The sequence below is a fragment of the Mesorhizobium sp. LNHC221B00 genome (assembly GCF_000502935.1).
In the GTDB taxonomy this organism is placed as follows: domain Bacteria; phylum Pseudomonadota; class Alphaproteobacteria; order Rhizobiales; family Rhizobiaceae; genus Mesorhizobium; species Mesorhizobium opportunistum.
On the sequence record NZ_AYWR01000033.1, the window covers coordinates 1 to 24704 of the forward strand.

At 62.5% G+C, this 24704-nt stretch carries 25 protein-coding genes and 1 pseudogene; 13 read left to right on the forward strand and 13 right to left on the reverse strand.

Features of this window, described 5'->3' with window-relative positions:
* Nucleotides 1–498: ISAs1 family transposase (locus X741_RS139180; RefSeq protein WP_023780456.1), on the reverse strand; the 498-nt coding region annotated here is incomplete at its 3' end.
* 207 nt (nucleotides 499–705) lie between these two features.
* Nucleotides 706–1617: a transcriptional regulator GcvA gene (locus tag X741_RS139175; protein ID WP_023780457.1), complete on the reverse strand. Its 912-nt coding sequence runs from the start codon at nucleotides 1615–1617 to the stop codon at nucleotides 706–708.
* 216 nt (nucleotides 1618–1833) lie between these two features.
* Here X741_RS139175 and X741_RS139170 point away from each other — a divergent pair, with 216 nt between their 5' ends.
* From X741_RS139170 to X741_RS139160, 3 genes are all read left to right on the forward strand, one after another.
* Complete coding sequence (locus X741_RS139170; protein WP_023780458.1) at nucleotides 1834–2025, forward strand: DUF1127 domain-containing protein; 192 nt, start codon at nucleotides 1834–1836, stop codon at nucleotides 2023–2025.
* On the forward strand, nucleotides 2022–2918 hold the full coding sequence (locus X741_RS139165) for an NmrA family NAD(P)-binding protein (RefSeq protein WP_023780459.1): 897 nt from the start codon (nucleotides 2022–2024) through the stop codon (nucleotides 2916–2918). Before X741_RS139170 ends, X741_RS139165 begins: the two co-directional genes overlap by 4 nt.
* Before the next feature lie 163 nt (nucleotides 2919–3081).
* Nucleotides 3082–4182, forward strand: coding sequence for a KamA family radical SAM protein (locus X741_RS139160; protein ID WP_023780460.1), 1101 nt, complete (start codon nucleotides 3082–3084; stop codon nucleotides 4180–4182).
* A gap of 27 nt (nucleotides 4183–4209) precedes the next feature.
* Here the strand turns inward: X741_RS139160 and X741_RS139155 are convergent, their stop codons facing one another.
* The 3 genes from X741_RS139155 to X741_RS139145 are packed head-to-tail and all read right to left on the reverse strand — an operon-like array spanning nucleotide 4210 to nucleotide 9456.
* Nucleotides 4210–4878 (reverse strand): 4'-phosphopantetheinyl transferase superfamily protein, encoded by a 669-nt coding sequence (locus X741_RS139155; protein ID WP_023780461.1) that lies wholly within the window; start codon nucleotides 4876–4878, stop codon nucleotides 4210–4212.
* Complete coding sequence (locus X741_RS139150; protein ID WP_023780462.1) at nucleotides 4875–5345, reverse strand: GNAT family N-acetyltransferase; 471 nt, start codon at nucleotides 5343–5345, stop codon at nucleotides 4875–4877. Before X741_RS139150 ends, X741_RS139155 begins: the two co-directional genes overlap by 4 nt.
* Before the next feature lie 4 nt (nucleotides 5346–5349).
* Nucleotides 5350–9456, reverse strand: coding sequence for a Pls/PosA family non-ribosomal peptide synthetase (locus X741_RS139145; RefSeq protein ID WP_023780463.1), 4107 nt, complete (start codon nucleotides 9454–9456; stop codon nucleotides 5350–5352).
* A gap of 461 nt (nucleotides 9457–9917) precedes the next feature.
* Here X741_RS139145 and X741_RS1000000171240 point away from each other — a divergent pair.
* The 9 genes and pseudogenes from X741_RS1000000171240 to X741_RS1000000170125 all read left to right on the forward strand — a co-directional run.
* Nucleotides 9918–10058 (forward strand): annotated as a pseudogene (locus X741_RS1000000171240) (DUF680 domain-containing protein); the annotation flags it as partial.
* Nucleotides 10036–10203, forward strand: coding sequence for a DUF680 domain-containing protein (locus X741_RS1000000169195; RefSeq protein ID WP_245272799.1), 168 nt, complete (start codon nucleotides 10036–10038; stop codon nucleotides 10201–10203). The pseudogene X741_RS1000000171240 and the gene X741_RS1000000169195, both read left to right, overlap by 23 nt.
* Before the next feature lie 130 nt (nucleotides 10204–10333).
* Entirely contained in the window at nucleotides 10334–11305 is a 972-nt protein-coding gene (locus tag X741_RS139140; protein WP_023780464.1) for an MBL fold metallo-hydrolase, read from the forward strand.
* A gap of 29 nt (nucleotides 11306–11334) precedes the next feature.
* The gene (locus tag X741_RS139135) at nucleotides 11335–11814 is read left to right on the forward strand and encodes a tetratricopeptide repeat protein (RefSeq protein ID WP_023780465.1); all 480 of its coding nucleotides are present in this window, start codon (nucleotides 11335–11337) and stop codon (nucleotides 11812–11814) included.
* Between the two features lie 209 nt (nucleotides 11815–12023).
* Nucleotides 12024–12548, forward strand: coding sequence for a DoxX family protein (locus tag X741_RS139130; protein WP_023780466.1), 525 nt, complete (start codon nucleotides 12024–12026; stop codon nucleotides 12546–12548).
* 306 nt (nucleotides 12549–12854) lie between these two features.
* Nucleotides 12855–13112: a hypothetical protein gene (locus X741_RS139125; protein WP_023780467.1), complete on the forward strand. Its 258-nt coding sequence runs from the start codon at nucleotides 12855–12857 to the stop codon at nucleotides 13110–13112.
* 186 nt (nucleotides 13113–13298) lie between these two features.
* Nucleotides 13299–13886: a BA14K family protein gene (locus X741_RS139120; protein WP_023780468.1), complete on the forward strand. Its 588-nt coding sequence runs from the start codon at nucleotides 13299–13301 to the stop codon at nucleotides 13884–13886.
* Between the two features lie 103 nt (nucleotides 13887–13989).
* Nucleotides 13990–14319 carry a DUF2934 domain-containing protein gene (locus tag X741_RS139115; RefSeq protein ID WP_023768943.1) on the forward strand — a complete coding sequence of 110 codons (330 nt, stop codon included), beginning with the start codon at nucleotides 13990–13992 and terminating at the stop codon, nucleotides 14317–14319.
* On the forward strand, nucleotides 14316–14465 hold the full coding sequence (locus X741_RS1000000170125) for a hypothetical protein (protein ID WP_023780469.1): 150 nt from the start codon (nucleotides 14316–14318) through the stop codon (nucleotides 14463–14465). Before X741_RS139115 ends, X741_RS1000000170125 begins: the two co-directional genes overlap by 4 nt.
* Nucleotides 14466–14565: 100 nt before the next feature.
* On the opposite strand, the gene X741_RS139110 is transcribed toward X741_RS1000000170125, so the two are convergent.
* The gene (locus X741_RS139110) at nucleotides 14566–15519 is read right to left on the reverse strand and encodes an EamA family transporter (protein ID WP_023780470.1); all 954 of its coding nucleotides are present in this window, start codon (nucleotides 15517–15519) and stop codon (nucleotides 14566–14568) included.
* Nucleotides 15520–15759: 240 nt separating this feature from the next.
* Between X741_RS139110 and X741_RS1000000170130 the strand changes: the two genes are divergently transcribed.
* A complete protein-coding gene (locus tag X741_RS1000000170130) occupies nucleotides 15760–15897 on the forward strand; it encodes a hypothetical protein (RefSeq protein WP_023780471.1) in 138 nt (45 codons plus the stop codon).
* Between the two features lie 385 nt (nucleotides 15898–16282).
* On the opposite strand, the gene X741_RS139105 is transcribed toward X741_RS1000000170130, so the two are convergent.
* From X741_RS139105 to X741_RS139075, 7 genes are all read right to left on the reverse strand, one after another.
* Entirely contained in the window at nucleotides 16283–17236 is a 954-nt protein-coding gene (locus X741_RS139105) for a PleD family two-component system response regulator (protein ID WP_023768939.1), read from the reverse strand.
* A 64-nt stretch (nucleotides 17237–17300) separates the two neighbouring features.
* Nucleotides 17301–18320 carry a chemotaxis response regulator protein-glutamate methylesterase gene (locus X741_RS139100; protein WP_023768938.1) on the reverse strand — a complete coding sequence of 340 codons (1020 nt, stop codon included), beginning with the start codon at nucleotides 18318–18320 and terminating at the stop codon, nucleotides 17301–17303.
* A 22-nt stretch (nucleotides 18321–18342) separates the two neighbouring features.
* Nucleotides 18343–20616 (reverse strand): hybrid sensor histidine kinase/response regulator, encoded by a 2274-nt coding sequence (locus X741_RS139095; protein WP_023780474.1) that lies wholly within the window; start codon nucleotides 20614–20616, stop codon nucleotides 18343–18345.
* The gene (locus X741_RS139090) at nucleotides 20613–21317 is read right to left on the reverse strand and encodes a chemotaxis protein CheW (RefSeq protein WP_023780475.1); all 705 of its coding nucleotides are present in this window, start codon (nucleotides 21315–21317) and stop codon (nucleotides 20613–20615) included. Before X741_RS139090 ends, X741_RS139095 begins: the two co-directional genes overlap by 4 nt.
* Nucleotides 21317–22558: a protein-glutamate O-methyltransferase CheR gene (locus X741_RS139085; protein ID WP_031250612.1), complete on the reverse strand. Its 1242-nt coding sequence runs from the start codon at nucleotides 22556–22558 to the stop codon at nucleotides 21317–21319. Before X741_RS139085 ends, X741_RS139090 begins: the two co-directional genes overlap by 1 nt.
* Nucleotides 22555–23022 carry a chemotaxis protein CheW gene (locus X741_RS139080; protein WP_023768934.1) on the reverse strand — a complete coding sequence of 156 codons (468 nt, stop codon included), beginning with the start codon at nucleotides 23020–23022 and terminating at the stop codon, nucleotides 22555–22557. Before X741_RS139080 ends, X741_RS139085 begins: the two co-directional genes overlap by 4 nt.
* Nucleotides 23023–23045: 23 nt before the next feature.
* Complete coding sequence (locus X741_RS139075; protein WP_023780477.1) at nucleotides 23046–24683, reverse strand: methyl-accepting chemotaxis protein; 1638 nt, start codon at nucleotides 24681–24683, stop codon at nucleotides 23046–23048.
* Nucleotides 24684–24704 lie beyond the last annotated feature (21 nt).

The following is a 24704-nucleotide window of genomic DNA, read 5'->3' on the forward strand; positions in this document are numbered from 1 at the left end:
CAATCCCTTGAGCGACAACAATTCGAGCGCCGCGATCGCGGCCTGCACCTCCCCGCCTTTCTGCGCCACGGTCTGGGCCAGGCTCATGAAGGTCTCGCAGCCAAAGACGGTCACCACCAGCGGCGGCATATGCGAAAGGCCCTTGGCATAGGCGCGCCTGAGGCTCTTGCCGTCGACGGCGACCTGGCCTTTCGGCGCATCGATGCGCGCCTGCTCGCTGAACGCGGCCATGAAGCGCATGAAGGCCTCATTGAGGGCGACAGGATCGAGAGCCGCCAGCACCCGGCTGAAGGTGTCGTGGCTGGGCGCGCCACGCTCGAGCGGGATGAACTGGCGCAACAAATCGAGCCGGCTCCTGGCAAACAGCTCCATCTCCGTGCAGTGCGTCGCCCCGCAAAGTACCGCCGCAAGCGCGACGAACAAAATCTCCGGCAACGGATGCTGCGCGGTCAAGTCCCGCGGGTCCGGAACCTCGCCGAATACATCCAGGAACACCATGCCGACCTCCGATCATCCAGAGGTCCCCTCAGAATCGATTTCCACACCTCGCACAAGAGTACGTTTGTACTCATGTGCGATTCCCCTGCCCTNGGTCCCCTCAGAATCGATTTCCACACCTCGCACAAGAGTACGTTTGTACTCATGTGCGATTCCCCTGCCCTTGTGGGGAGGGTCGCTGCGAAGCAGCGGGGTGGGGGGCGCCGCTCAATCACTCCTGGGCATCCCGACCCAGTCGGCCGCGATTTCGGCGAACAGCCAGTCGCGGAACGCCCTGATCTTTTTCTGGCGCAGCGCGCCTTCGGGATAGACGACGTAGTAGCGAGCCGCCGATTTCAGCGCGAGGTCGAACGGCCGGACCAGACGCCCCGCCGCAAGATCGGCCGAGACCAACGCGCTGCGGCCGAGCAGCACGCCTTCGCCATGAACCGCCGCCTCGACGGCGAAGGTGGCGGAATCGAAGCGCACGCCGCGCTTGGCGTCGACGTCCGTGACGCCCGCTTGGTCCAGCCATGTCGCCCAATCGATGCGGAAAGCGTCGTGGATCAGCTTGTGATGCCTGAGATCCTCGGGCCGGCGCAGCGGATGTTCACCCGCCAGGAGTTCCGGGCTGCAGACCGGGAAGACCTCCTCATCGGCGAGAAACTCGACGGTCACGCCGGTGTAGTCGCCCCGGCCATAGCGGATGGCGATGTCGATGCCGTCGCTGACGAAATCGGCAAACACGCCCGAGGTCGACAATCGCACGTCGATATCGGCGTTGGCGCGGTGGAAGCGATGCAGCCTCGGCACCAGCCAGCGACCGGCGAAGCCGTCCGAGGTGCTGACGTTCAGGACGCGCGTCGAGCGGTCGGGCGTGGCGGCGATGGTGGCGGCGGCGATCTGGTCCAGCGCCTTGCCGACCTCCGCCGCATAGGCCGTGCCCACCGGTGTCAGGCGCACCGACCTTGTCCCGCGATCGAACAGCTGGATGCCCAGCCTGTCCTCGATGTTGCGGATGGCGCGGCTGACCGCGCCATGGGTGACGTTGAGCTCTTCCGCCGCCTTGGTGAAACTCAAATGCCGGGCGGCGGCGTCGAAGGCGGGCAGGGCAGTGAGAGGCGGCAGTCTGCGCGGCATGATTTCGACCTGTGAGCGTTGCTCACAAATCCTGCACAAAGAGTCGTTTGTCGTCCAGCCCAAAGATGGCCAATATTCAAGGCGTACCGCGCATCCACATCGAGCTTCCGGGTTCGCCGATGCGCTGAAGACCAGACATGAGTGTGAGCGATCATCATGCTCGCCCGCTGGGCGGCACCGGCATCCTTGCGCCCAAACGAACACAGGAGACTAACAATGACCCTTGGATATATCGGCGCCGCCATAGGTGGCCTTGCCATGCGAAGCGCAGCAGCATTCGAGCACCGCCGCACCCTGCGCCAGGTTTCACGCCTGTCGGACCGCCGCCTGCGCGACATCGGCCTGGAGCGCGACTGGGACGGTTCCATTCTTGGCAACGGCATTCTGGGCAATGGGAGGGGAATATGAGCAGCACCCTGATCATCGGCGCGACGGGACTTCTGGGCAGGGAAATGGCGAAGGCGAGTGCGCGCAATGGAGACAGCCTGCATGTCCTTGTCCGGCCGGCAACCGCAGGCAATGAGGAGCGGATGCGCCCGCTACGAAACCTCGGCGCCACGGTCCATGTCGGCGATCTCGACGATTATGACAGCCTTGTCCGCGCCCTCGGCAAGGTCGATCGCGTCATCAGCTCGGTGCATGTGGGTTCGGCGAGCGAGATGACGCTGGTGCGTGCCATCAAGGATGCCGGCGTCTCGCGCTATGTGCCCTCCGCCGGCTTCGGCCTCGACTTCGCCGCCGCCGCACCCGGCTCGATCGAACCGCTCGACATCAAGCGAGCCGTGTTCGACGCGGTCAGGCAAGCCGATCTGCCCTATACGGTGATCTACACCAATGGTTTCTTCTCGACCTGGGTGGCTACGCTTGGCGACCTGACGCGGTTCGGCTCGACGTCCCTGCCGCCGGATGAGGTCACGCTCTATGGCGACGGCAATGTGCCGGCGACCTTCGTCAGCGAAAAGGACATCGCCGCCGTCACCATGCGTGCGCTGGAGGATCCCGGAGCCGCCCGCGGCGAAATCCGCATCGCGCAGAACAAGATCACGCAGAGCGAGATGATCGAGCTGTGGCGCAAGGTGAGTGGCCGCTCGCCTGGCATCAAGCACATGAACGCCGACGAGCTGGAGGCGCTGATCGCGGCCGTCCCGGCCCTCGCATTGCTGCGCGCATTCTGGATCCGCGGCGAGACCGCGCTGGAGACGGCCACTCCCGAGGCCGGTGCGCTCTATCCGGAGTTGAGGTTCGAGACGATCGAGAGTGCCTTTGTGGAGATGGCTGCAGGAGGCGGGCGGACGGTGTGAAGGTTGGACGCCTTGCGAGGTTGGTGCCCCACGACGCCCCCCTCTGTCCGGCAGGACAGAGGGGGGCGCCGTAGGGCGCGGGGCGAACATCGTTGGCGTCCATGGTGGTTGACCCAACCGCCCATCCGGCCGATAGGTCCGCGCGAACAGCCCGAGACCCGCAATGACCGAACTCAAAGATGCAACCCAGGCCACCGACGCTACCTGGCAGGACGATGTCCGCCAGGGTGTTCGCCATGTGCGTGACCTCGACCACCTGCCGCTGTCGCCGGCCGAGCGGGCAGCAGCGCTAGCGGCGGCCGCCAACCACAAGGTGCGCGTGCCAAAAACCTATCTCGACCTGATCGACTGGAACGACCCGGCCGACCCGATCCGGGCTCAGGTGATCCCGTCGCCGGACGAACTGGTGGAAGCGGAGGGCGAGCTTGGCGATCCGATCGCCGATCACGAATTCAGCCCGGTGCCCAGGCTGACGCATCGCCATGGCGACCGGGTGCTGTTGTTCCCGACCTATCAATGCGCTGTCTATTGCCGGTTCTGCTTCCGTAAGGAATCACTGACCTCGATCGGCCGCGGCTACACGCGCGAGGCGCTGGAGCCGGCGCTGGCCTATATCGCCGACCACTCCGAGATACGCGAGGTGATCCTGACCGGCGGCGATCCGCTGTCGCTGCCGGACAAGGCACTGGCCGAAATCTTCACGCGCATCGAGGCTATCCCCCATGTGCGGCTGCTGCGTATCCACACCCGCGTGCCGGTGGCACTGCCGTCACGCATCACGCCAGGGCTGGTCGAAGCGCTGCAAGGCCGACTGATGGTAACCGTCGTCACCCATTTCAACCATGCACGCGAGATCACCGACGCTGCCGAGGCGGCTTGCCGGACAATGCGCCAGGCGGGCTTCGTGCTGCTCAACCAGAGCGTTCTGCTGAAGGGCGTCAACGACACCGTCGAAGTGCTGGAAGAGCTCTGCCGCGAGTTGATGTACCGGCTGGGGGTAAAGCCCTATTACCTGCACCATGGCGACCTCGCGCGCGGCATGGCGCACAGGCGCACCACGATTGCGCAGGGCCAGGCGCTGGTGGAGGCGCTGCGGGCGCGGCTGTCGGGCATCTGCAATCCCGTCTATGTGCTCGACCTGCCGGAGGGCGGCGGCAAGGTGCCGCTCGGGCCTTGTCCTATCGAGGGACGCGACGGGGAGAGCTGGCGGATACGCGGGCAGGATGGCGCGGTGAGGGGATATACGGAGATCACCGAAGCGTAAGAAGCAGGCGCGTCGGCGCCGGATCAGCTAGTCCGCATCCGCCACGACGAACGCCAGCACGACCACGCGCGGAACGATGCAGTATACGAGGCGGACGCGACGGCCCGTCTTCGTCACTGCGCTGCCTGCGGCCAGATCCACGGCGATGTCCTCATAGCCCAGGATTTCGCGGTCGAGCGGATACACCGCCTTGTAAACCGCTTCCTTGGCTGAAAAGAGGATACGGCCGCCAAGATGCGGAGGCGCCGCACCGGTTTCATCCGCTGCGGTTTGAATAAGCGCCAGGAGCTCGTCGGGCAAGGGCACCGCCGGCTCGACGTCGACGCCGAGCGAGGCTAGGTCGCCAAGCGGCGCGACCGTGGCCACGGCCATCTCGTCGTCATGGGCGAGCGAACCCGCTATCCCATCTGGCCAAGCGGGCGAACCGGAGGGCGTGCGCGGAATGGCGACGTCGCCGACGCCGATTTCCGCCAGCAGCCCGTGCGCGATCCACCGGGCGGCGCCGCTCGCGCGCCGCATGGCCGGCTGGCGCGCCGGGATGGATTGCGCCTCCGCCGGCAAGAGGTGCGCCTCGTCGCCTCCACGGATCGTCCGGCATCCGGTGCGGACGCCGTTGGGGGCGATAGCGGCCAGCGCCCGCGCGAGCGAGATTTCCTCAAGTTGCTCCAGGGCGGACGGAATTGCGGGAAGTGTCATCGGCCGCTCGGTGCGGGCAGCACGAGCTCGGCGATCATTTCCCCGTCCTCGTCGAGCCCTTCCTCGACGAAACCGGCGGTGCGATAGAGTTGCCGGGCCGCCTCATTCTCCGGCTCGTAGCAGATTGAAACGTGCCTGACGTGGCCGAGCCCCCGGATTTCGCCCAGCACTTCACGCAGCGCGGCCTTGCCGTAGCCTTTGCCCTGGCTGGAGCGGTCGATCATGAAGCGATAGATGCGCGCCTCGTCGTCATCGCGCGGCGCCTCGTACATCAGAAATCCAACGACATGGTCCCCGGCCATCACCGCGCGTGGCCGTGCGTCCCTGTCGGATCGGGCTTCGTCCAGGGAGTCCGCATTGCCGGGTACGAAATCGATCTGCTCCGGCGCCAGTTGCAGGGACGCGACCAGGGTCCGGTTGGCCCTGGTCACCGGGACCAGACGGATTTCCACCATCTCGCGGGACATTCCGTCACTTTGCGCCATCGTCGGCGACCGGGGTCACGAACCGATGCAGCTTGGCCGGGTTCCCGCGCCAGATCGAGTTGGGCTCCAGCTCCTCACCCTTCATCACGAAGGAATCGGTGTCGGCCACCGAACCTTCGCCCATCACCACGCCATAGTGGACGAAGGCGGAGGGTCCGAGCGTGCAGCCATTGCCGATGCGAATGTAATCCGACTTGAAGGCACCTTCTTCCAGCGAATGGGCCTGGATGACGCAGCCCTCATTGAGGGTGACGTCGTCGCCGATCTCCACCAGGGAACGTTCGGTCAGGTTGCTGCCGCCGTCATAGACGCGCTTGCCGACCTTGACGCCCAAAAGGCGCAGGATCACCGGCCGGAACGGTGTGCCGCTGAACAGGCGCACGATCGGTGAATCGGCGAGCTTCCAGTGGCGTTCGTGGCGCCAGAAGGCGACGTCGTAGATCGTCGTGATCTGGGGCTTGAGCCTGCCAAAGCCGAGGCTTGCCCGCTCGACCAGGATGTAGAACGGAATGGTGATGGCCGAAGTCAGGAGCACGGCGACGAAAAGTGCGACCTCCGCCCATTCGCTGTAGTAGTTCAGCGCCCGGTCCCAGATCGCCAGCGTGGCGAACAGCATGACCCATTGCGTTGCCACGAACAAAAGGATGGTCACCAGATTGTGGCGGTTCTTGTGCGGGATGCGCTGGCGGCGGTCCGCCTCGTCGACGCCGGCGATGAGTTCCTTGTCGCGGTTCACCATGCGCGGGATCTCGAAAGCAGGCGAGCCCAGAAGCCCGACATTCTCGCGCAACGGTCCATCGACGGGGACCATCACCTTGGTGCCGAGCAGCACATTGTCGCCCGTGCGTCCATCCGGCGGATAGTAGATGTTGTTGCCGAGATAGTTGCGTTCGCCGATGCGCGTCGGCTCGAGCCTGAAGGCGGTGGCGGACTTGTGCATGTTGATCATGAAGAGCCCGTCCGAGACCATGGTCTCGGTGCCGATCTCGCACAGGAGAGGGTTTTCGTGCTGCTGGTTGGAGCCGAAATTGGAACCCGTCTGCACCACCTTGTTGAGGTTCCAGCCAATGGCGCGCATGTAGTGGACGATGGCCGAACTGTCGCCGAACAGCAGGCCGAGCACGCGCGAGTTGCTCGAGAATTCGGCGACGGTCTGCAGCCAGTAGCGGAAACCATAGAGCGAGTAGGTACGGCCTGGCTTCAGCACCATGCTTGTCAGGCGCGGCACGACCGTCGCGGCGAGGAAGGCCGCGGCGATGTATCCGAGAAGCGTGACCGTGGTGCCGATCGCGACCAGGCCGATCGTCTCCTGATAGTCGTCGCCCACATTTTCCCAATAGCTGTGGAACAGCAGCGGCAGTGGGGTGACGATGGCGAACAGCCCGATCAACTGAACCGCTTCGTAGAGGACGCGCCGGACATTGGACGGATCGACGGCGCGCACCTTGCAATAGTCCGCCGTGGTCGGCACCGCCGGCGATCCATGCCAGTGTTCGCCGTCCGGGATGCTTTGCCCGCGCTGCAGCGAGGACGAATGGCCGAGCTGGCCGCCGTCGCCGATCTTGGTGTCGATGTCGATGGTGCAGCCAACACCGACGAAAGCGTCGCGGCCGATGGTCAGCGGGCCGGTGTGGATATAGCCGGCCTGGGCCCGATAGCCGAGGATCATCGATTCCTTGCGCAGGATCGTCTGGGCGCCAATCGAAATGAGATCGGTGCAGACGGGCACGGACTTGGATTCGATGACCGCGTTCTTGCCGATCCTGGTTCCAAGCAGCTGCAGGTAGATGCTGTAGAGCGGGCTGCCGCGGAACAGGACCACGGGCGCGGTGCGGATCAAGGTCTTGACGACCCAGAAGCGATAGTAGCGCAGGCCCCAGATGGGGAACGTTTCGGCCTTCCAACGGCCCACAAGCAGCCATTTGGCGGCGACGGCGAAGCCCGACATGCCGAAGAACACGCCGGCGGAGAGCACCACGCATCGGATATAGAGCTGCAGCGGCTCGTCGAGCGCGTCATAGACCCAGTTGAGGCCGTCATTGACCGCCCACAGCGCGACATAGCTGTAGAGGCCGTAGAAGGCGAGCTGCGCGGCACCGCAAGTCCAGTAGACAAGGCTCGACGCCTGGCGGGTGAGGACAGGTTCGTTGGTGGCGGTCGTCATCTCTTCCGCCACGCGCAGGTGCTCGGCCAGCCTCGCCACGGTCGGATAGAGATAGATGTCGCGCATAGAGGCCGTCGCCCATTCCTTCCTGGTGCGCACGCGCGCGCAGAAATGGGCCATCAGCAGGGAGTTGGCGCCGAGGTCGTCGAAGAAATTGTCCTCGACGGACACTGCGTCGAATTTCAGCACTGCGGCCAGCGCCTCGGCGAGAAAGCGCTCGTCGTCATTGCCGGGCGCCACCATCTCGCGGTCGGTGGAAAGCCTGATGCTGGTCGGCTTCGGAAGCTGGCGAAGGTCGACCTTGTTGGAAACCGTCATCGGGATCGCCGGCAGTTCCTCCAGATAGGAGGGCACCATGTAATCCGGCAGGCGCCGCTTCATCGTGCTGGCAATGTCGGCGCGCGACAGCGGCGGCAGGCCGGCCTTTGGCGCGAAATAGGCAACGAGTTCGACGCGGCCAGGCTCGATCTCCCAGGTGGTGACGGCGGCCTGGGCGATCTCCGGCTGGTCCAGCAGCACCGCCTCGATCTCGCCGAGCTCGATACGGTAGCCGCGGATCTTCACCTGGGTGTCGATGCGGCCGGCATACTCGATCTCGCCGTCGTCGTTGATCCGGCCAAGGTCGCCCGTCCGGTAAATGCGCCGCGACGGGTTGTTGGGCAGATCGAGGAAATCGGCGATGAATTTCTGTTCGGTGAGGTCGGGCCTGTTGAGGTAGCCCACGGCAAGGCCGATGCCGGCTATGCCGATCTCACCCAGCTCTCCCGGCTTGGCCAGTGCCGGCACTTCGGGGTCGAGGATGACGATGGAATAAGTGGGCAGCGGCGCCCCGATGGTCACGGGCTTTTCGGGCGTCAGTTCACCCATCGTCGCGGTGACGGTCGCCTCGGTCGGGCCATAGGTGTTGAGGATCTTTCGGCCGGGCGTGGACCAGCGCACCACCAGATTGTGCGGGCAGGCCTCGCCGCCCACCAGCAGCGTGCGCAGGCTCGGCACGTCGCTCGCCATGGACGACAGCAGGGTCGGGCTGCAGGCCATGCAGGTGATCTCATGGTGGCGCAGGAAATCGGCCAGCTCCTCGCCCACCAGCGTCAGCGGGCCGGGCGCCGGCACGACCGTCGCGCCGGCGACGAAGGGCACCCAGATCTCCTCGGAGGAAAAGTCGAAGGCGATGGTCATGCCCTGGTAGACGCGATCGCCCGGCCGGTATCCATAAGATGCGGCGGCGACGCGGATGAAATTGACGAAGCTCTGGTGCCGGATGGCGACGCCCTTCGGCCTGCCCGTCGTGCCCGACGTGTAGAGGATGTAGCAGATGCCGTCGGCGGGCGCCGCGTCGAGCCGCAGCGGAGCGTCGGAGCGTGCGGAGATGTCGGCGGCGGCGCCGTCGATCATCACATGGGGAACCGGCAGCAGACCGGCTCGCTCCGCATAGGCGGCGATGGTGACGATCAGGCTCACGCCGGCGTCTTCGATGATGAGGGTCATGCGCTCTTGCGGGAAGGCGGTGGCCAGCGGCACGAAGGCGGCTCCGGCCTTCATCACGGCGAGCACCGCGACATAGGTCTCCGCCGACCGGTCGAGGATGAGACCGACCCGGTGACCCGGCCGCACACCACGCTCGACCAGCAGGCGGGCGAACTGGTTGGCCCGCCTGTCGAGCTCGCGATAGGTCCATACACGTCCCTTGCTGATCACCGCCGGCAGCGTGGCGAAGCTTTCGGCGAGCTGCTCGAAGACCGCATCGAGCCGCTCATCTGGCTGACCCGCCAGGGCGAAATCGGCGCCCGCCAGGATCTGGCTGCGCGCCACTGTCCGCGGGGCGATCCTCACAAGGGCTTCGATGCTATCCAGGCCCGCCTGATCGGGCTCCCCGCTCGATCTTGCCGCTTCCCTGTCCAGTTCGGCGATATCGACACCGTGGTCCATTTCCAAAACTTTCTTATCCTAGCCGAACCGTGCCAGGCACATGTCGATCGTGCCGCCGCTCAAGCAGGCATTGTCGGCTGTGCGGCCGCTGCAATTTGACGTTGTTGATGGAGGTGGAATGACTGGCGCAGGGCGCGGGGCGGAGACAGACGCACCGCTGGCGGCGAGCGACATCCATCCGTTCGAACCGCGTTGCATTGCCCGTGCCCAATCCCATGCGCTGTGCGGCCGATTTCCGGCCGCTAGGACACGCTTATGCCATCCGATCTTTTCGCCAGTTTTTCCGAACTGTTGAATATTGTTTCTGGATTGTGTCTCGGTGCTCTTTTTTGCCCCGGATTCCTTCCTCCCAAAGAATCTTGCGAGGCCCGGGAATAAAGCGCCGCCCTTCCGGGTCTTCATTTCAGCGGGGCCAATCCAGCGGCCCGCGACATGAAGAAACGAAACAAGGATCTTTCGGAATGACCAAGCTCGCTCTCAGCGTGGCTGCGATGTTGCTTGCCTCGAGTTCTGCCTTTGCCGGCAGCGACCATTTCGGCACGAGCACCCAGGCCACCGCCACCATCGACAACACCTACACTGCCTCCACTCGCAAGGCGGACATGGTTNACGAGCACCCAGGCCACCGCCACCATCGACAACACCTACACTGCCTCCACTCGCAAGGCGGACATGGTTCGGCACGGCATGCAGGCAACGATGAAATCCGATGCGGAAGAGCCCGGCCAGGGCATCTGGGCCCGCTGAGTTCATGAGCGTCGCGCCGGATCCCGTCGGCGCGCCTCAACCGCATCAGGACGGAGGGCCAGGGGCTTGGCCCTCCGCCATTTCTTCCGATTTTTTGCCTTCCGCCACGCAACCCAAAGGAGAGACCACCATGTTCAGCATGACACGTCGCACAGTGCTGCAATCAGCCGCCGCCGCCGCCGCCTTCGGCCTTGCCGGAAAGCTGGAATTCACACGCCCGGCTTTCGCGCAAACACCGGTCGAGCCGACCGTCGGCTTCTACAAATACAAGGTCGGCGATATCGAGGTCACCGCCGTCTATGACGGCATCTGGCGCAAGCCGCACGACCCGGCCTTCATCAAGGATGTATCGGTCGACGACACCAAGGCGGCTCTTGCCAAAGCCGGGCTGCCCACCGAGTTCATGCCCATCCCGCTCACCGTCGTCGTGCTCAAGATGGGCGGCAAGCTGATCATGATGGATGCCGGCTCGGGCGTCGGCCAGTGGCAGGCCAACGCCACGCACCTGCCGGCCAACATGGCCGCCGCCGGCATCGACTACAAGGCGATCGACACCATCATGATCTCGCATTTTCACCCCGACCATGTCTGGGGCCTGATGGAGAAGGGCACCAATACGCCGGTGTTCGCCAATGCCGAGCTGATCGTCCACGCGACCGAGTACAATTGGTGGACCGACCCCAGCCGGCTGGCCAAGCTGCCCGAGGGCCGCAAGCCGGCGGGCAAGCGCATCGCCGAGAATTTTCCGAAATGGAAGAACTGGAAGCTGGTCGAGGACGGCGCCGAAGTCGCGCCGGGCATCCAGATCATCGCCGCACCCGGCCACACCCCCGGCCACTCGGTCTACCTCGCCAATTCCGGTGGGGAGCAGCTGATGATCTCGGCCGACACCATGTATGTGCCGGCCCTTCTGGCGCCGCATCCGGAGTGGCAGGGCGCCTACGACCAGGACGGGCCGACGGCGATCGCCACGCGCCACAAGATCATCGACCGGGTGATCGCGGACAACATCCGCATTTCCGGGTCGCACTTCCCATTCCCCGGCACCGGCGTCTTCGTGAAGGACGGCAGCGCCTACGCTTTCACGCCCGTGCAGATTTAAGCGCGGCAACCCGACAAGCGAGAAAGACAATGAAACAATCCTTCTTGGGCAGACATGCCCTGTACGGCCTGCTCGGCGCCATTGCCGTGCTGACCGTGGTTCCCGTTGCCACGATCATGCCAGCCTATGCCGTCGATGACATCGAGGGCACCGATGCGCCCGATCTCACCGCCGTGCAGGCCAAGATCGCCGCCAAGGACTACAAGGGCGCGCTGGCCGATTTGCGCGATCTCGCGCAGGACAACCAGCAGGCCGATGTCTACAACCTGCTCGGCTTCACGCTGCGCAAGACCGGCGACTTCACCACCGCGCTGACCTACTACAACAAGGCGCTGGAGCTGAAGCCCGACCACAGGGCCGCCCGCGAATATCTGGGCGAGCTCTATGTCGAGACCGGCGACATGGCCAAGGCCGAGGAGCAACTGGCGTCGCTGCAGAAACTGTGCCCCGCCGGCTGCGAGGAGCTTTCCGACCTGCAGAAAGCCATCGACACCAAGGTGACGCAGTAAGTTCCCCCTCACCCGGATTGCCAAGACCGAATTGCCAAGAGCAATTCGGGGCAATCCGACCTCTCCCCGAGGGGAGAGGAGGGGCCAACGTTGACGCTTCCCACATCTCCCCTCGGGGGCAGTTTGGGCGCTCGTGGCTGACGCCCGTTGCCGGAGCCGGCGCCTCTCCCTCGAGCCGGCTCCGGCCCTTTCAAAATGGAGGCTGACCCATGACACCGAGCGACATCGCCGCGAAGCTCGCCGGCCTCGCCACGAAATACCACGCTGGGGATGTGACCCTGCTTGCCGGCCGGCTGCTGCTGTCCCTTATCTTCCTGCATGAAGGCGCGACACTGGCCACCCATTTCGATGCCGCCGCCAAGGCGATGGCGGCGTTGGGCGTCGGCCTGCCGCTGTTCGTCGCCACCGTCGCGCTGCAACTGGGGGCAGGGCTCTCGATCGCAACCGGCCTGCTGACGCGGCTGGGCGCCATCGGGCTCGGCCTGTTCTGCCTGGCGACGGCCATGCTGTTCCACACCAACTTCGCCAGCCAGAACGAACTGCTGCATTTCGAAAAGGACCTGGTCATCGCCGGCGGCATGTTCGTGCTGGCGGTCACTGGGGCCGGCAGGTTCTCGCTGGACCGGCTGGTGGCGCTCTATTTGAACAAGCGGCAGCGCGACAAGGAGATGGCGGCGGCGCTGCTGGCGGTGGAGAACCACATGTGGGTGGGCGAGGTGAAGCTGCCGATTTGAGGCGCGCGAACCCTCGCGGCCCAGGCGCGCAGCGCTTTCCGGCTGCATTCCACGCAAAATTCCACTGCTGCGGCGGTTCTTACCACGCCGGCTACCACGCTGGCGTACACACCACGGCCCTATGAAGCGGCAACAGCGCACGACGAACCCAAGACGATCATGCGCTGAGCAACCTGCCGCCGCGGATCCCGTGGGGATAGCGGCTGGCCGGTTTCGCCTGATGAAAATGTAGAGACAGCCTCGGGAACGCGGTGCGGGCGGCGCGTTGAGGTCCTGTCATCACCTTTGGAAAGATGGAGAATTGAAATGAAAAAGACCGTTCTTACCATTGCCGCGGTTCTGTTTGCTTCCGGCACGGCTTTTGCCGGCAGCGACCATTTTTTTGGCACGGACTATGTCCCGGCCGCCGGCAGCTATCCGACCACGACGACCCATTCGATGATGTCCGGTGGTGCGCCCGACATGATCGGCACCAAGAGCATCACCGGCAGCGCGGTTGAAGGAAATGCGAACTCCGGCATGCCTGCGCCGGGCTATGGCCAGGGCATCTGGGGCAATCGATAACGAAACCGGCCGCCATGGCCGGCATCCAGGCGGCGGGATAACTCGCCGCCTGGATCATTTCTCCGCCTGAATGGCTCGCTCCATTCCTTCTCCAGCAGCCGATCAGCGACGTGCCTGCCGCGCGTGCTTTTCTGGAACAAGCCTTGACGTCCCGCATTCTATTAGCAGGGACGCAAGGAGCGTGGCGTGAAAGCATTTTTGGGACTGGTCTGCGGCTTCGTGCTGACCCTTGCGGTGTTCGGCAGCGGGTTGGTTTTCGCAGCCTGGCTGCTCGCCGCCAAGCCGGCGCGCGAGGCAAGACCCACCGTCAGCGTGGCGGAACTGTGGACCAAGAAGGCGCGGCCGGTGGACAAGGCGGCACAGAACCTCGAACGGGTGCCGGCCGAGCAGCCCGCGCCTGCCGACATCGCCGCCAAGCAACCAGCCAAGCAGCAGCCAGATCCCACCGTCACCGGCGCCATCGCGCCGGCCGAACTGCCGCCGCCGCATCTCGCCTGGTGCGCCAACCGCTACCGCTCCTACAATCCCGACGACAACAGCTACAGGTCCTATAGCGGGCAGCAGCGCACCTGCGTCTCGCCCTATCTCGCCGCCGACCACACCGCGCCGCGCGCCGCCGAGGCCAGCTATGCCGAGGGCCCGGGCTTGGGTGCCTACGCGGCCGCCGGTGACGACGACCATGTTGCCTCCTGCTTCAGCCGTTACCGCTCCTACCGGCCGGAAGACAACAGCTACCAGCCCTATTCCGGCGGGCCGAGACGGCAATGCGAGTAGCCGGCAGCGGGCTGGCGCACGACGACGGCCGCCGGGAGCGACTGCGACCGCGCGATTTCTGGGATCGTTCGGATCGGCCTCAAAGCCCAGAGGAGGAACGACCATGGATGACGACCGGCACGAGAAGATCCAGCAGCGCGCATACCAGATCTGGCAGCGTGAAGGCGGCGGCGACCCCGAGGACCACTGGCACCGCGCCGAAGCCGAGATCGACCGCGAGGCGGCACTGCCGCTGACGGCTGGTGACGCGTTGCCGCGCGAGATCGCCAGCGCCGACGTGCTGACGGTGGAGGAACTGGCGGTGCGCACCGGCATATCGGGCGACGAGGCACAGGAACTGATCGACCGCCTGGGCACCGACCGCGCGGCAATCGAACAAGCCGCCCGCAGTCTCAAAAGGCGGCGCACGCCTCAGGAGGGCCAGGCGAAATGATCAGGAAACTGAAAGGTGGAAAATACCGGCTTTATTCGCGCAAGAAGGATGAGAAGACGGGCAAGCGGCGGAACCTTGGCACGTTCGAAACGCGCGAGGCCGCGGAGAAGCACGAGCGCGAGGTGCAGTATTTCAAGCGGCATTGAAGGGGTGCCGATGGCTGTCACGACGGTGACCACACGCTACTGAGACCGGTTACTTCCGCTGAATACAAAGGCGGCTTTGCGCCCGATCCCGTCAGGATTTCTACGCCACGCGGGGTTGAGCTGGCCTGACCACGGTGGCGAGTACGATGCCGGCGACAATGAAGGCAGCACCGACCAGATCGTAATCGTGCAAGCCCTCGCCAAGCAGCAGATAGGCGAGCATGGCCACGAACACCGTCTGCAGGTAGAGCAGCATGCTCGCCCGGCTCGCTCCGAGCGTTTCCACGCTTTTGTTGTAGAGATAGTACATCAAGGCGCCGCCGGGACCCGCCAGATAGGCGAGCGCGAGAAGGCTGTCGACATCCATGGCGGAGCGTTCGTCGTTGAACAATTCCCACACATGGAAAGGCAAGGCGACCAGCGCACCGGCGCCAAGCAGCAGCACGACCATCGGCAGGAGTTCGATGCCGAATTTGGCACGGCGCAAAAGCACGGTGTAGAGGCCCCAGCAGAACGCGCTGCCGACGATCCACAACTCGCCGGCGTTGACCTTGAGTTGCAGCAGCGCCGTCAGGTTGCCGTGGGCAACGATGAAAATCATCCCGGCAAGCGCAACCAGCGCGCCAAGCGACTTCCACAGTCCGAGCGGTTCGCCAAGCACGAAACGGGCGAGCACCATCGTCATGACGGGCGACAGCGCCATGATGATGCCGGCCGTGGTGGCATCGGTGTCGTTGAGGCCGTGGTAGATCATACCCTGGCATAGCGTGAGGCCGATCGCCCCCACGGCGACGACCTCCACGGCGCGCGTTCGCAAAAGCCCGATCATCGCGTCGTGATGACGGTGCACGATCGGCAGCAGGATGGCGCAGGCAAGCGTCAGCCGCCAGAAGCAGAGGCCCCAGGGCGGCATTTCAGGCGCCACCCATTTGGCCGCGATATAGACACCGGCCGAAAGCAGCCAGCACAGGACGGCGGCCGGATAGCCGGCCAGGGAGGATACGGGGCCGGCCACGGGTTGCGCGGCGTGATGCGCTATCGGCATTGCCTGCATGTCATGCCTCCCCTTGGATGACGCCCGACGGGGGCAATATAGCCTGCGTCGTTGGGTCGTGCATCCGTTTTGAAAGGCCGAAAAGGAATCTGCTCTCGGCCGCCATATGTCTTTCGATGGAGCGGGAAGGTTCTTCCCGCGAGGGTGATGCGACGACCGTAGCGGCAATCGAACAAGCCGCCTGAGCCTCAAGGCCAGAAAGCGCGCTAAACCTGTTCAGCCCTAACCAGGGAGAGCGAGATGATCCGCAAACTGAAGGGTGGAAAATACCGGCTTTATTCGCGCAAGGAGGATGAGAAGACCGGGAAAAGGCGGAATCTGGGGACGTTCGATAAGGGGGGCGGGGAGAAGCATGAGCAGTACTTCAAGCGGCATTGAGGCGTGATTTCGTGCTTGTCTCTGGCTGTCGCGATGGTGACGGACCATCCTGCTGCGACTGGTTATCTCCGCTGAGTACAATGCCGGCCTTGCGCCCCAAGTCAGTCGTTGAGCTAGCCCCAGGGGAATCCCAGAAGCGGAAATTCGAGCGAACAGGCTAACCGGTGCGTTGCACCTAGAACCGACGCCCAGCGGTCATCAGCGACGAGCTCGATCTTCAGCCGAGAGTGAGCAAGGCAGCACGCTTCACTGTCGCCGACATTCCCAATCGTTTGGCTAACTAGTCGTCAAGCCTGTTGTCCGGCTCCTACTAAATCGAGTGCCGCTCTGGGCCCATCCTAGCTTAAAATTACGCACCCGCACTTCGGAGGTGCTTTGAGCGTCTCTAGCTGCGGGATATATGAAGCGCAACACGATTTCGTCCTTCCGATTTGGCACGAAACAGAGCCAAATCGGCGGCATTGACGAAATCATTTGGCGTCTCGTCCGCGGTGGGCACCGCTGTTGCAACGCCGACGCTGATGGTCACATGATCCGGGCCGTGGGGTATGTTCAACTCCCGCACGCCCTGGACGAGCCGCTCTGCGATCGCACTGGATTGTTCCAGTAAAGTGTCGACCAGCACGACCACGAACTCTTCGCCTCCGTACCGCGCAGCGAGGTCGGTGGAGCGGCCGGAACCGCTCTGGATTACGCGGGCGATTTGCTTGAGCACCTCATCGCCGGCCATATGGCCATAGGTATCATTGTATCGTTTGAAGTTGTCGGCATCAATCATCAACAGCGACAATGGGGACTGTGCGCGAAAAGCGCGCTTCCATTCAGCCGCCAAATATTCATCAAAATAGCGCCTGTTGCCGAGACCCGTCAGGCCATCGATCCGCGTCAGACGTTCAAGCTCGAGATTCGCACTGATCAGCTGTCGCTGGCTTTCCCTTAGCGCCCGGTATGCCGCGTCTCGCTGGACGTGATCCAGATAGGCCCGCGTGTGATATCGAATACGTGCAATCAGCTCGATACGATCCGGCAGTTTGACGAGATAGTCGTTCGCTCCCGCAGCGAAGGCTTCGCCCTTGGTGGCCGGATCTTCCTTGCTCGACAGCACAATGACTGGGACCGCGCGTGTCGACGCATGCTTCCTGTATTCTCGCACCAGATGCAGCCCGTCGACACCGGGCATGACGAGATCCTGCAGGATAACGGTTGGCTTTACCTCATCCGCGACCGTCATCGCTCTCAACGGGTCGGTGCAGAAGTGTAAGGAAATATCGGGCTCGTTGGCTAGAGCGCGCCTGACCGCCTCGCAAACCATGATCTGATCATCGATGAGCAGAACCATGGATGAATAGTTATCTGCGAGTGGCGGGACTAGCTCTGGTTCTTGCGTCATCGGACGAGCCCTTTCACGTGGAGCGCTCGCAGGCTTCGATTATACGTGAGCCGATCGCACTCAAAGGAAGAATATCAACAGCCGCGCCGATGTCGGCGGCGGCCTTCGGCATGCCGTAGACGGCACTGGTTGCTCTATCCTGCGCGATCGTGAGATGCCCCTTGTCGCGGAGCTGTCTTAGCCCGCGCGCACCATCCCTGCCCATGCCGGTGAGCAGGACACCAATCACCGAGCCAGGCCACCATTGCGCCGCACTCTCGAAGAACACATCTACCGACGGCCGATAGACATTGTCCTTGGGGCTGGGCGTATAGCCAAGTTGCTGAGCTGACTTGAAAACCAGATGATCCGCAGAACTGGCTACGAGAACAGTGCCCGCTTGAGGACTATCCTTTTCCCGCGCCGGACGGATCGGGAGAGGCGTATGCTGTCCCAGCCAATCAGTAAGCCCTGGCACGAACTGAGCATCGAGATGCTGGACGAGCACGATCGCGCTACCAAAATCAACGGGAAACGCGCTCAGGACTGCGGCAACGGCGGCCGGCCCGCCCGCGGAGGCACCGATTGCAATTAGGCGTCGAGGTGTCGGCTCAGCGTCACGTGACATCCGCCTTTTTGTCTTGGCCGGCGCATCACCGATCAGCTTGCCGATCGTCGCAATCTTGTTCGTTAGAAGCCGTGCGGATTGCGAGGACGCGTTACCTTGGATCCCTACTGACGGAATATCGACCGCGTCGAGCGCGCCATGACCCATTGCTTCGTAGACACCGGCGAGGTTGGCTTCGATACTAGCGGTCACCAGCAAGATTGAGCACGGGGTTTCCGCCATGATTCTGCGGGTCGCTTCCACGCCGTCCATCTCTGGCATCGCTAGATCCATGAGTATCAGATCCGGCAGATCACGTCTGCAGACCTCGACCGCCTCACGCCCATTGGTCGCGATCCATGCGACCTGATGTTCGCCGGTCGACAGGACCAGCCGGCGCAGAAGCTCAACCGCCATCGGCATGTCGTTGACTACGCCGATTCTCATTCGTTGGCTTCCAATTTCGATCTCATTCAGCCGCCTCGCCAATCATGTCCACGACGGCATGAATCAGGGCCTCGTCCTGAAAGCTACTCTTGGTCAGGTAATAGTCCGCACCTGCGTCGAGCCCGCGCGCGCGATCTTCTTCCCGATCCTTGTACGAAACGATCATGATGGGTGTGTTCTTGAGATGAGCGTCCTTTCTGATCAAACTCACCAGCTCGATGCCATCCATGCGAGGCATGTCGATGTCGGTGAGGACGAGATCGAAAGGACCAGACCGGACGGCATTCCACCCGTCCATACCGTCGACCGCCACTTGGACCTCATAACCGTAATTGCCCAGCATCTTGCGCTGGAGTTCGCGAACCGTCAGTGAATCGTCAATCACGAGCACGCGCTTGCGCCTGCTCGGTTCGGGACTGCCCGCGGCGCGCCGAAGAGCTCGAAATCCGCTTGACGACGCAAGCTTTTCCACCGATCGGATCAGATCGTCGACGTCGAAGATCAGAACAGGCGAACCGTCTTCCATCAGGGCTGCTGCGCTAATGTCCTTGATCTTGGCAAACCGTGGATCGAGAGGTCTGATCACCAACTCGCGTTCCCCAAGAAAACGGTCAACGATCAGGCCGTATGCATCGCCCCGACCCGCATCAACGATGACGACCGAGAGTTCGTCCGGTTCCGATCCGGGCTCACCTCGATCCAGCACCTCGCGCGCGGTGACCAGCCCGATCTGTCGATCGTTTAATCGAAAATGCGGCCGGCCCTGCAGGACATTGATCTCGGTCCGCTGCAGTTTCAAAGTCTTGGAAATGGCAGCGAGTGGAAAAGCATAGGGCTCTCCATCGACATCGACGAGCAGTGTGCGCAGGACCGACAACGTCAGCGGCAATTGCAGTTGAAATCGGGTTCCGTGCCCAAATTCTGAGGAGACGCTTGCGACTCCCCGGACCTGCTTCGTCATGGCTTGCACTGCATCGAGCCCCACACCGCGACCGGAGACGTCGGTAAGGCCCGCTTTCATCGAGAAGCCTGGCAGAAACAGGAATGCGAGCAATTCGGTTTCGCTGAGTGTGTCAGCACTTTCCCTGGTTGCAAGCTGCCGGGCGACGACAGTCTCGCGCAGCTTCGAGAGCTCGATCCCCCTGCCGTCGTCCACCACGGCTATCTGCAGCAGCCCGGCATTATGCCTCGCTTCGAGCCTGATGAGCCCCTCTTCGGGTTTCCCCATCGCGAGGCGCTCCTCAGGTGGTTCAAGCCCATGGTCTACAGCGTTGCGCAGAAGATGCCCCAAAGGGGCATCGAGCTGCTCGAGGATATCGCGGTCGATGCCGGTCGAGCCGCCTACGATCTCCAGTCGCACCCGCTTGCCAAGGGTACGACCGAGGTCGCGGATCGTTCTCGCATAGTGTCGCACGCCGTCCTCAAAAGGCCGCATCCGGCTCGCCAACGTTTCGTCGTACAATCTGTTGGCAAGATCGGTCGCTTTCCGATCCACTGAATCCAATTCATCGAGACGCTCCGCCAGGAACGCTTGGCTCAACCGAAGCTTCCGCTGCGCTTCAGCCAGCGCCTCCACCACCGCCGCATCGTTTGAAACCGGCGGCAGCACTGCATGAAGATTGTCGAAGGCACTTGCGAGGTCCGATTGAAGTCGCTTCAGCCGCAGCAGCCCGTCAGCGAATGGCCTGAGCCGCCGAGCTTCCATCAGCGACTCGCCAGCCAACCCGAGCAATCGGTTCAGGCTGTCTGCCGTCACCCGAACCATTCTATCAGAGCCGATGCTGTCGTGGGCTTGCGGTACCGTCCCAACGAGGAGGTTCGCTGAAGAGGTCGTCGCCAGTTGCTCCTGGGGATGATCTGGAGTTGCGAAATCAGCTGCAGAATCTTGGGGCCCGGGCTTTGCCTCGGGGAGGGACAATTCCTCGAACTTCGCGAGAAAGGTTTCGACTTCTGAGTTGGCGCTCTCGCTCGATGATCCCGATGCGATCAATTTCAAAAGGTCAGAGCCTTGCAGAAGCGCATCTATATGCTCCCGTCGCACCCTCAGATGCCCACGTTGCGCGGCGACCAGGCAGTCTTCCATCGCATTTGCAACTTTGACCGCGGGCATCAGGTCGATGATGCGGGCAGCTCCTTTCAGGGAATGCGCGGCACGCATGCATGCGTCCAAGGCATCGGCGGCGATAGGATCGCGTTCGAGTGCCAGAAGCCCAGAGGTTAGAGCCTGTGACTGCGTCTCCAGTTCGGTCTGGAAGAGGCTGAGCATCGAAACCTGGCTGAAGTCTTCATCTGTCATGCGATGCTCCGATCCAGCATCGTGAGCAGTTTTCGTGGATCGAGACAGCCTACGGCTCGTCCCTGCCATGGCAGCACGCCAACCGTAGCGGCCGACAGTGCCTTGCCAATCATGGCCGGAACGGCGAGGGTGTCGCGTTCCTGGTACCGATGTAAGCCGTGGATCTCGTCAACCGTAAAAGCAACCCGTTTGTCGCGCTCGCCTACCACGACTAGGCGGCGAAATACCTTGGTTCGCGTGCCTTGTTCCCCCTCCTTGCGCTCGTCTATCCCGAGCAATTCGGCCAGGGACAGGCAAATGAGCAATTCACCACGGACATTCGCAATACCGAGCAGTGCACTGTTCCTGCGATGTGGAACTGAATGAACGCGACGAGATTCAGCCACTTCATGAAAAATACCGACCGGAAGTGCCAGCCATTCCTCCCCCAAACGGAAGAGAACGGCCGTCTGCAGCGCGTCGCTGTCTGCCGAGTCGATCCCTGCACGACCAGCGTTATCAGGCCATTCGTCGCGATATGCCGAGGGCGCTGCACGGTCAAGGAGGCGTCGTGCAATCTTCTTGTAGGTCGGGCAATTCCTACAGTGGAGATGCTGCTCCAGTAGCGGACATGACTTGTCACCCCGTACGCCTATTTGCCGCCAGCAGTCGTCGATTTCAATCTCCTCCACCGGCTGAGCGATCCTTGTCGAAGCCGCCATCAGCTGCCGCTCCTTTTCTGGACCCGACCCAGTCGGCCGGCCAGCGCCTCGGCGCCGTTGTGGTCGCCTTGCTTGCTAAGCAGCAAGGCCAGATGGACAAGAGCTTCTCGATGATTTGGCGCGAGATAGAGCGCCTTGCGATAACTTTGCGCGGCTTCGGGTGCAGAACCATCCGCATCCTGGACGAGGCCCAGCAGGTAGAAGATTTCCGCGGAAGGACCGAACTCCTTGAGATGCGCCAGGGCGACCTCCTGTGCCTCCTTTACCCGTCCTGCATTGGCGATCCGTTCAACCGCGATGAGGCTTTCCGAGGCCTGTGCAAGCGGCTTGGCCGGAGCCTGCCCACGGCCTTCATTGCCAATTGTCGGTCGGAACGGAAGAAGAGGCTCGCTCTTGTTGACCTTCGGAGTCGGCGTCCGCACCGGGACGGCGGCCGAAACTTTCGGCGCCGTGGTCTTGACGGGCTCCGATTTCAGAAAGGCAAAGGCCAATGGCCATTCAGCGGAAATAAAGCCATGCAACCTTGGAAGAGCTGCTTCCGCCGGACCGACCAGAAGAAGTCCGTCTTTGGCCAGCAGGTCCTTCGTGCAGATCAATGCGCGATCCTGCAGCTCTCGATTGAAATAGATCAGCAAATTGCGGCAAAGCAGGATGTCATAGACCTCTTGCCCGAAAGACGCGCGAGAACCGAACAGGTTTCCTACCCTGAACCGAACCTGTTTCAGCACCCCAGCAATAGGCCGCAACCCGCCCTCGGCAGCTTCGAAATAGCGATCCTTGAATTCGAGATGGCTGCCGCGAAACGAATTGCGCCCATAGATGGCGCGTTCAGCCGTCGCGATATTGCGGCTGCTGACGTCCACGCCATCGATCTTGAACTCGTGCGCCTCAAAGCCGCCATCGAACATGGCCATGGCGACCGAATAAGCCTCTTCGCCCGTTGAACATGGCAGGCTTAGGACTCTTATCGGCTGAGCAGGCTTGTGCACGCGCGCATGCCGCGCCAGCATCGTGAACGCTTCTCGGTCGCGAAAGAACCAGGTCTCTGGGATCACCACCGCATTGATCAGCTCCTGCAGCTCCTGCGAGGAACCGGCCAAGTGTTCCCTATAGGCCTGAGGGTTGGTTATCCGGCATGCTGCCATCCGGTCTCTGACCGCCTGACGAACCACTGTCGGACCAACGCTGGCACTGTCCAGTCCAATGGTTTCCGTCAGGAGCTTTTCTATTGCGCCGGTCATTGATCACCTATTGCGGCCTGGCGGAGCAAAGCGGTACGAATCTCTTCCGAAAGCAGCGCTTCCACTTTGACCCACTGAATGATCTCGGAACCATCGGAAGCCACCGGCCCAAGATAGGGCGGGGTTCCTGGTTCAAGTCCGAACGGCGCGAAATCGGCAGGGTCTCGCTCGAGCGTATCCGTCACCCGTTCCGCGATCAGCCCCAGTAGGCGTTGCTCGCCACCATGCGCCGGATAGCGCGTCACAACGATCCGGGTGCTCAATAGGCGCTCCGATGGTCGGCCAAGCGCAAGAAGAGTAACATCGATCAGGGGGATGGGTATTCCGTTATAGCTGACCAAACCCACCACACCAGTTGGCGCACCCGGAAGAACTTTCACATCGATATAGGGCAGAACCTCTTCAATTTGGTGGACATCGATCAAGTATCGATCCGGACCCATGCTGAAGGCGAGGAATAGCATTGTCACCTCCTACTGCCGGCTCGCTAGGCTCTCAGCTTGAACCTCGAAATGCTACTTCGCATGCCGCCTGAGACTTGATTGAGCTCGTCGATCGCGAGCGTCGATTGCTGAAGGGATTCGACTGTTTGCTGAGCTGCCTCGCTTAGCTGGGTTAGCGTGTCGCTGATCTGCCCCGCGCCGGTCGCCTGCGCTTGCATGCCTTCATTGGCGACTTCGAAACGTGGCACCAGCCCCTGAACCTGCTGAATGATCTCGAAGAGTTGCCCGCCGACCTGCTGGATTTCCTGCATCCCCCGGCGGACCTGCTCGGAAAACTTGTCCATGCCCATCACTCCGGCCGCGACTGCCGACTGGATGTCCTTGACCATCTGCTCGATATCGTAGGTGGAGACAGCCGTCTGGTCCGCGAGCCTTCGGATTTCCGTCGCCACCACTGCAAAGCCCCGGCCGTATTGGCCTGCCTTCTCCGCCTCGATGGAAGCGTTGAGCGACAACAGATTCGTCTGATCGGCGACTTTGGTTATGGTCGTCACCACCTGATTGATGCTGCCGGCTTTCTCACTCAAGATCGCGAGTTTGGAATTGATCGCACCGGCCGCTTCCATGACCTGCTGCATGGTTTCTTCCATACGGGTTAGCCCCGCTTGCCCTCCGCCGGCGACGGCAGCCGTTTGCTCGGCAACTGTCGAGACCTCGTTCATCGTGCGGACGAGCTCGTTTGATGTGGCGGAGATTTCCTTGGCTGTCGCGCGGATTTCTGTCGTGGTCGCTGCGATTTCAGTCGCAGTTGCCTGTTGTTGCTTGGAGGTGGCGGCGATCTCAGTTATCGACGTGCCGACCTGTATGCTGGACCTTTGAACCTGACCAATGAGGGTTGTGAGATCGTCCGCCATTGCGTTGAAGCCGTCGGCAAGCACGCTGAATTCGTCTCGGCGCCTCAGATCGAGGCGTTCGCTGAAGTCGCCTTGCCGCATCAATTGAACCGCGTCGACCAAACGGGTGAGCGGACCTGTAATGGCGCGAAACAGCTGGTAACCCAAAAGAAGGGCTAGCCCTAGGGCTATCAACAAGCCAACGCTCAAACCGACTTCGGCCGTTCTAACAATCGAGCTGATCTGCTGCGTCGCGCTGTTTGCCTCGCCTCTGTGATCCTCAACCATGGCCTGCAGAGCGGACTGCAATTTTACAAAGATCGGCTCTATGGTGTTCTTGATGGCCGGGCTTTCATTGAGAGTTTCACCTTTCGACAAGGCAGCCCGGCTTGTGTCCAGCACAGCAGTTTCAGCCAGACGAAATTGGTTGGCGAGTTCTTTGACGACTGCATAATTCTGCTTGTCGATGTCGGAGACGATTGTTGCTTCATAGTCGTCCATCGACCGCTGCACTTGGTCGCGATTGGTCGTGATCGCGCTTTCAAGCGTGCTTCTATCCGATGGGTTGTCCTGAAGGGCGTATTCCTGAAGCAGACTATGGGCCGTCATCTGGCCCATCATGATCGCGGTGCTGTGATAGAGGTCTGGAAGGATGCCCTTCTCGACCTCAGTCGCCTCCTGCCCCGCCTGAAGAAACCATGCGTACGCGATGACGGCGATCACGGACATGACCACCAGAACGGCAGCGAAACTGACGAGGATGCGGTGGCGTATTGTCAGACTCTTCATGGATCCGATTCACCAATGGGG

Excerpts from the sequence above, each read along its gene's own strand:
- X741_RS139175 (WP_023780457.1), bottom strand. The coding sequence starts at position 1,617 with ATGCCGCGCAGACTGCCGCCTCTCACTGCCCTGCCCGCCTTCGACGCC.
- X741_RS139170 (WP_023780458.1), top strand. The coding sequence starts at position 1,834 with ATGACCCTTGGATATATCGGCGCCGCCATAGGTGGCCTTGCCATGCGA.
- X741_RS139165 (WP_023780459.1), top strand. The coding sequence starts at position 2,022 with ATGAGCAGCACCCTGATCATCGGCGCGACGGGACTTCTGGGCAGGGAA.
- X741_RS139160 (WP_023780460.1), top strand. The coding sequence starts at position 3,082 with ATGACCGAACTCAAAGATGCAACCCAGGCCACCGACGCTACCTGGCAG.
- X741_RS139155 (WP_023780461.1), bottom strand. The coding sequence starts at position 4,878 with ATGACACTTCCCGCAATTCCGTCCGCCCTGGAGCAACTTGAGGAAATC.
- X741_RS139150 (WP_023780462.1), bottom strand. The coding sequence starts at position 5,345 with ATGTCCCGCGAGATGGTGGAAATCCGTCTGGTCCCGGTGACCAGGGCC.
- X741_RS139145 (WP_023780463.1), bottom strand. The coding sequence starts at position 9,456 with ATGGACCACGGTGTCGATATCGCCGAACTGGACAGGGAAGCGGCAAGA.
- X741_RS139140 (WP_023780464.1), top strand. The coding sequence starts at position 10,334 with ATGTTCAGCATGACACGTCGCACAGTGCTGCAATCAGCCGCCGCCGCC.
- X741_RS139135 (WP_023780465.1), top strand. The coding sequence starts at position 11,335 with ATGAAACAATCCTTCTTGGGCAGACATGCCCTGTACGGCCTGCTCGGC.
- X741_RS139130 (WP_023780466.1), top strand. The coding sequence starts at position 12,024 with ATGACACCGAGCGACATCGCCGCGAAGCTCGCCGGCCTCGCCACGAAA.
- X741_RS139125 (WP_023780467.1), top strand. The coding sequence starts at position 12,855 with ATGAAAAAGACCGTTCTTACCATTGCCGCGGTTCTGTTTGCTTCCGGC.
- X741_RS139115 (WP_023768943.1), top strand. The coding sequence starts at position 13,990 with ATGGATGACGACCGGCACGAGAAGATCCAGCAGCGCGCATACCAGATC.
- X741_RS1000000170125 (WP_023780469.1), top strand. The coding sequence starts at position 14,316 with ATGATCAGGAAACTGAAAGGTGGAAAATACCGGCTTTATTCGCGCAAG.
- X741_RS139110 (WP_023780470.1), bottom strand. The coding sequence starts at position 15,519 with ATGCAGGCAATGCCGATAGCGCATCACGCCGCGCAACCCGTGGCCGGC.
- X741_RS1000000170130 (WP_023780471.1), top strand. The coding sequence starts at position 15,760 with ATGATCCGCAAACTGAAGGGTGGAAAATACCGGCTTTATTCGCGCAAG.
- X741_RS139105 (WP_023768939.1), bottom strand. The coding sequence starts at position 17,236 with ATGGTTCTGCTCATCGATGATCAGATCATGGTTTGCGAGGCGGTCAGG.
- X741_RS139100 (WP_023768938.1), bottom strand. The coding sequence starts at position 18,320 with ATGAGAATCGGCGTAGTCAACGACATGCCGATGGCGGTTGAGCTTCTG.
- X741_RS139095 (WP_023780474.1), bottom strand. The coding sequence starts at position 20,616 with ATGACAGATGAAGACTTCAGCCAGGTTTCGATGCTCAGCCTCTTCCAG.
- X741_RS139090 (WP_023780475.1), bottom strand. The coding sequence starts at position 21,317 with ATGGCGGCTTCGACAAGGATCGCTCAGCCGGTGGAGGAGATTGAAATC.
- X741_RS139085 (WP_031250612.1), bottom strand. The coding sequence starts at position 22,558 with ATGACCGGCGCAATAGAAAAGCTCCTGACGGAAACCATTGGACTGGAC.
- X741_RS139080 (WP_023768934.1), bottom strand. The coding sequence starts at position 23,022 with ATGCTATTCCTCGCCTTCAGCATGGGTCCGGATCGATACTTGATCGAT.
- X741_RS139075 (WP_023780477.1), bottom strand. The coding sequence starts at position 24,683 with ATGAAGAGTCTGACAATACGCCACCGCATCCTCGTCAGTTTCGCTGCC.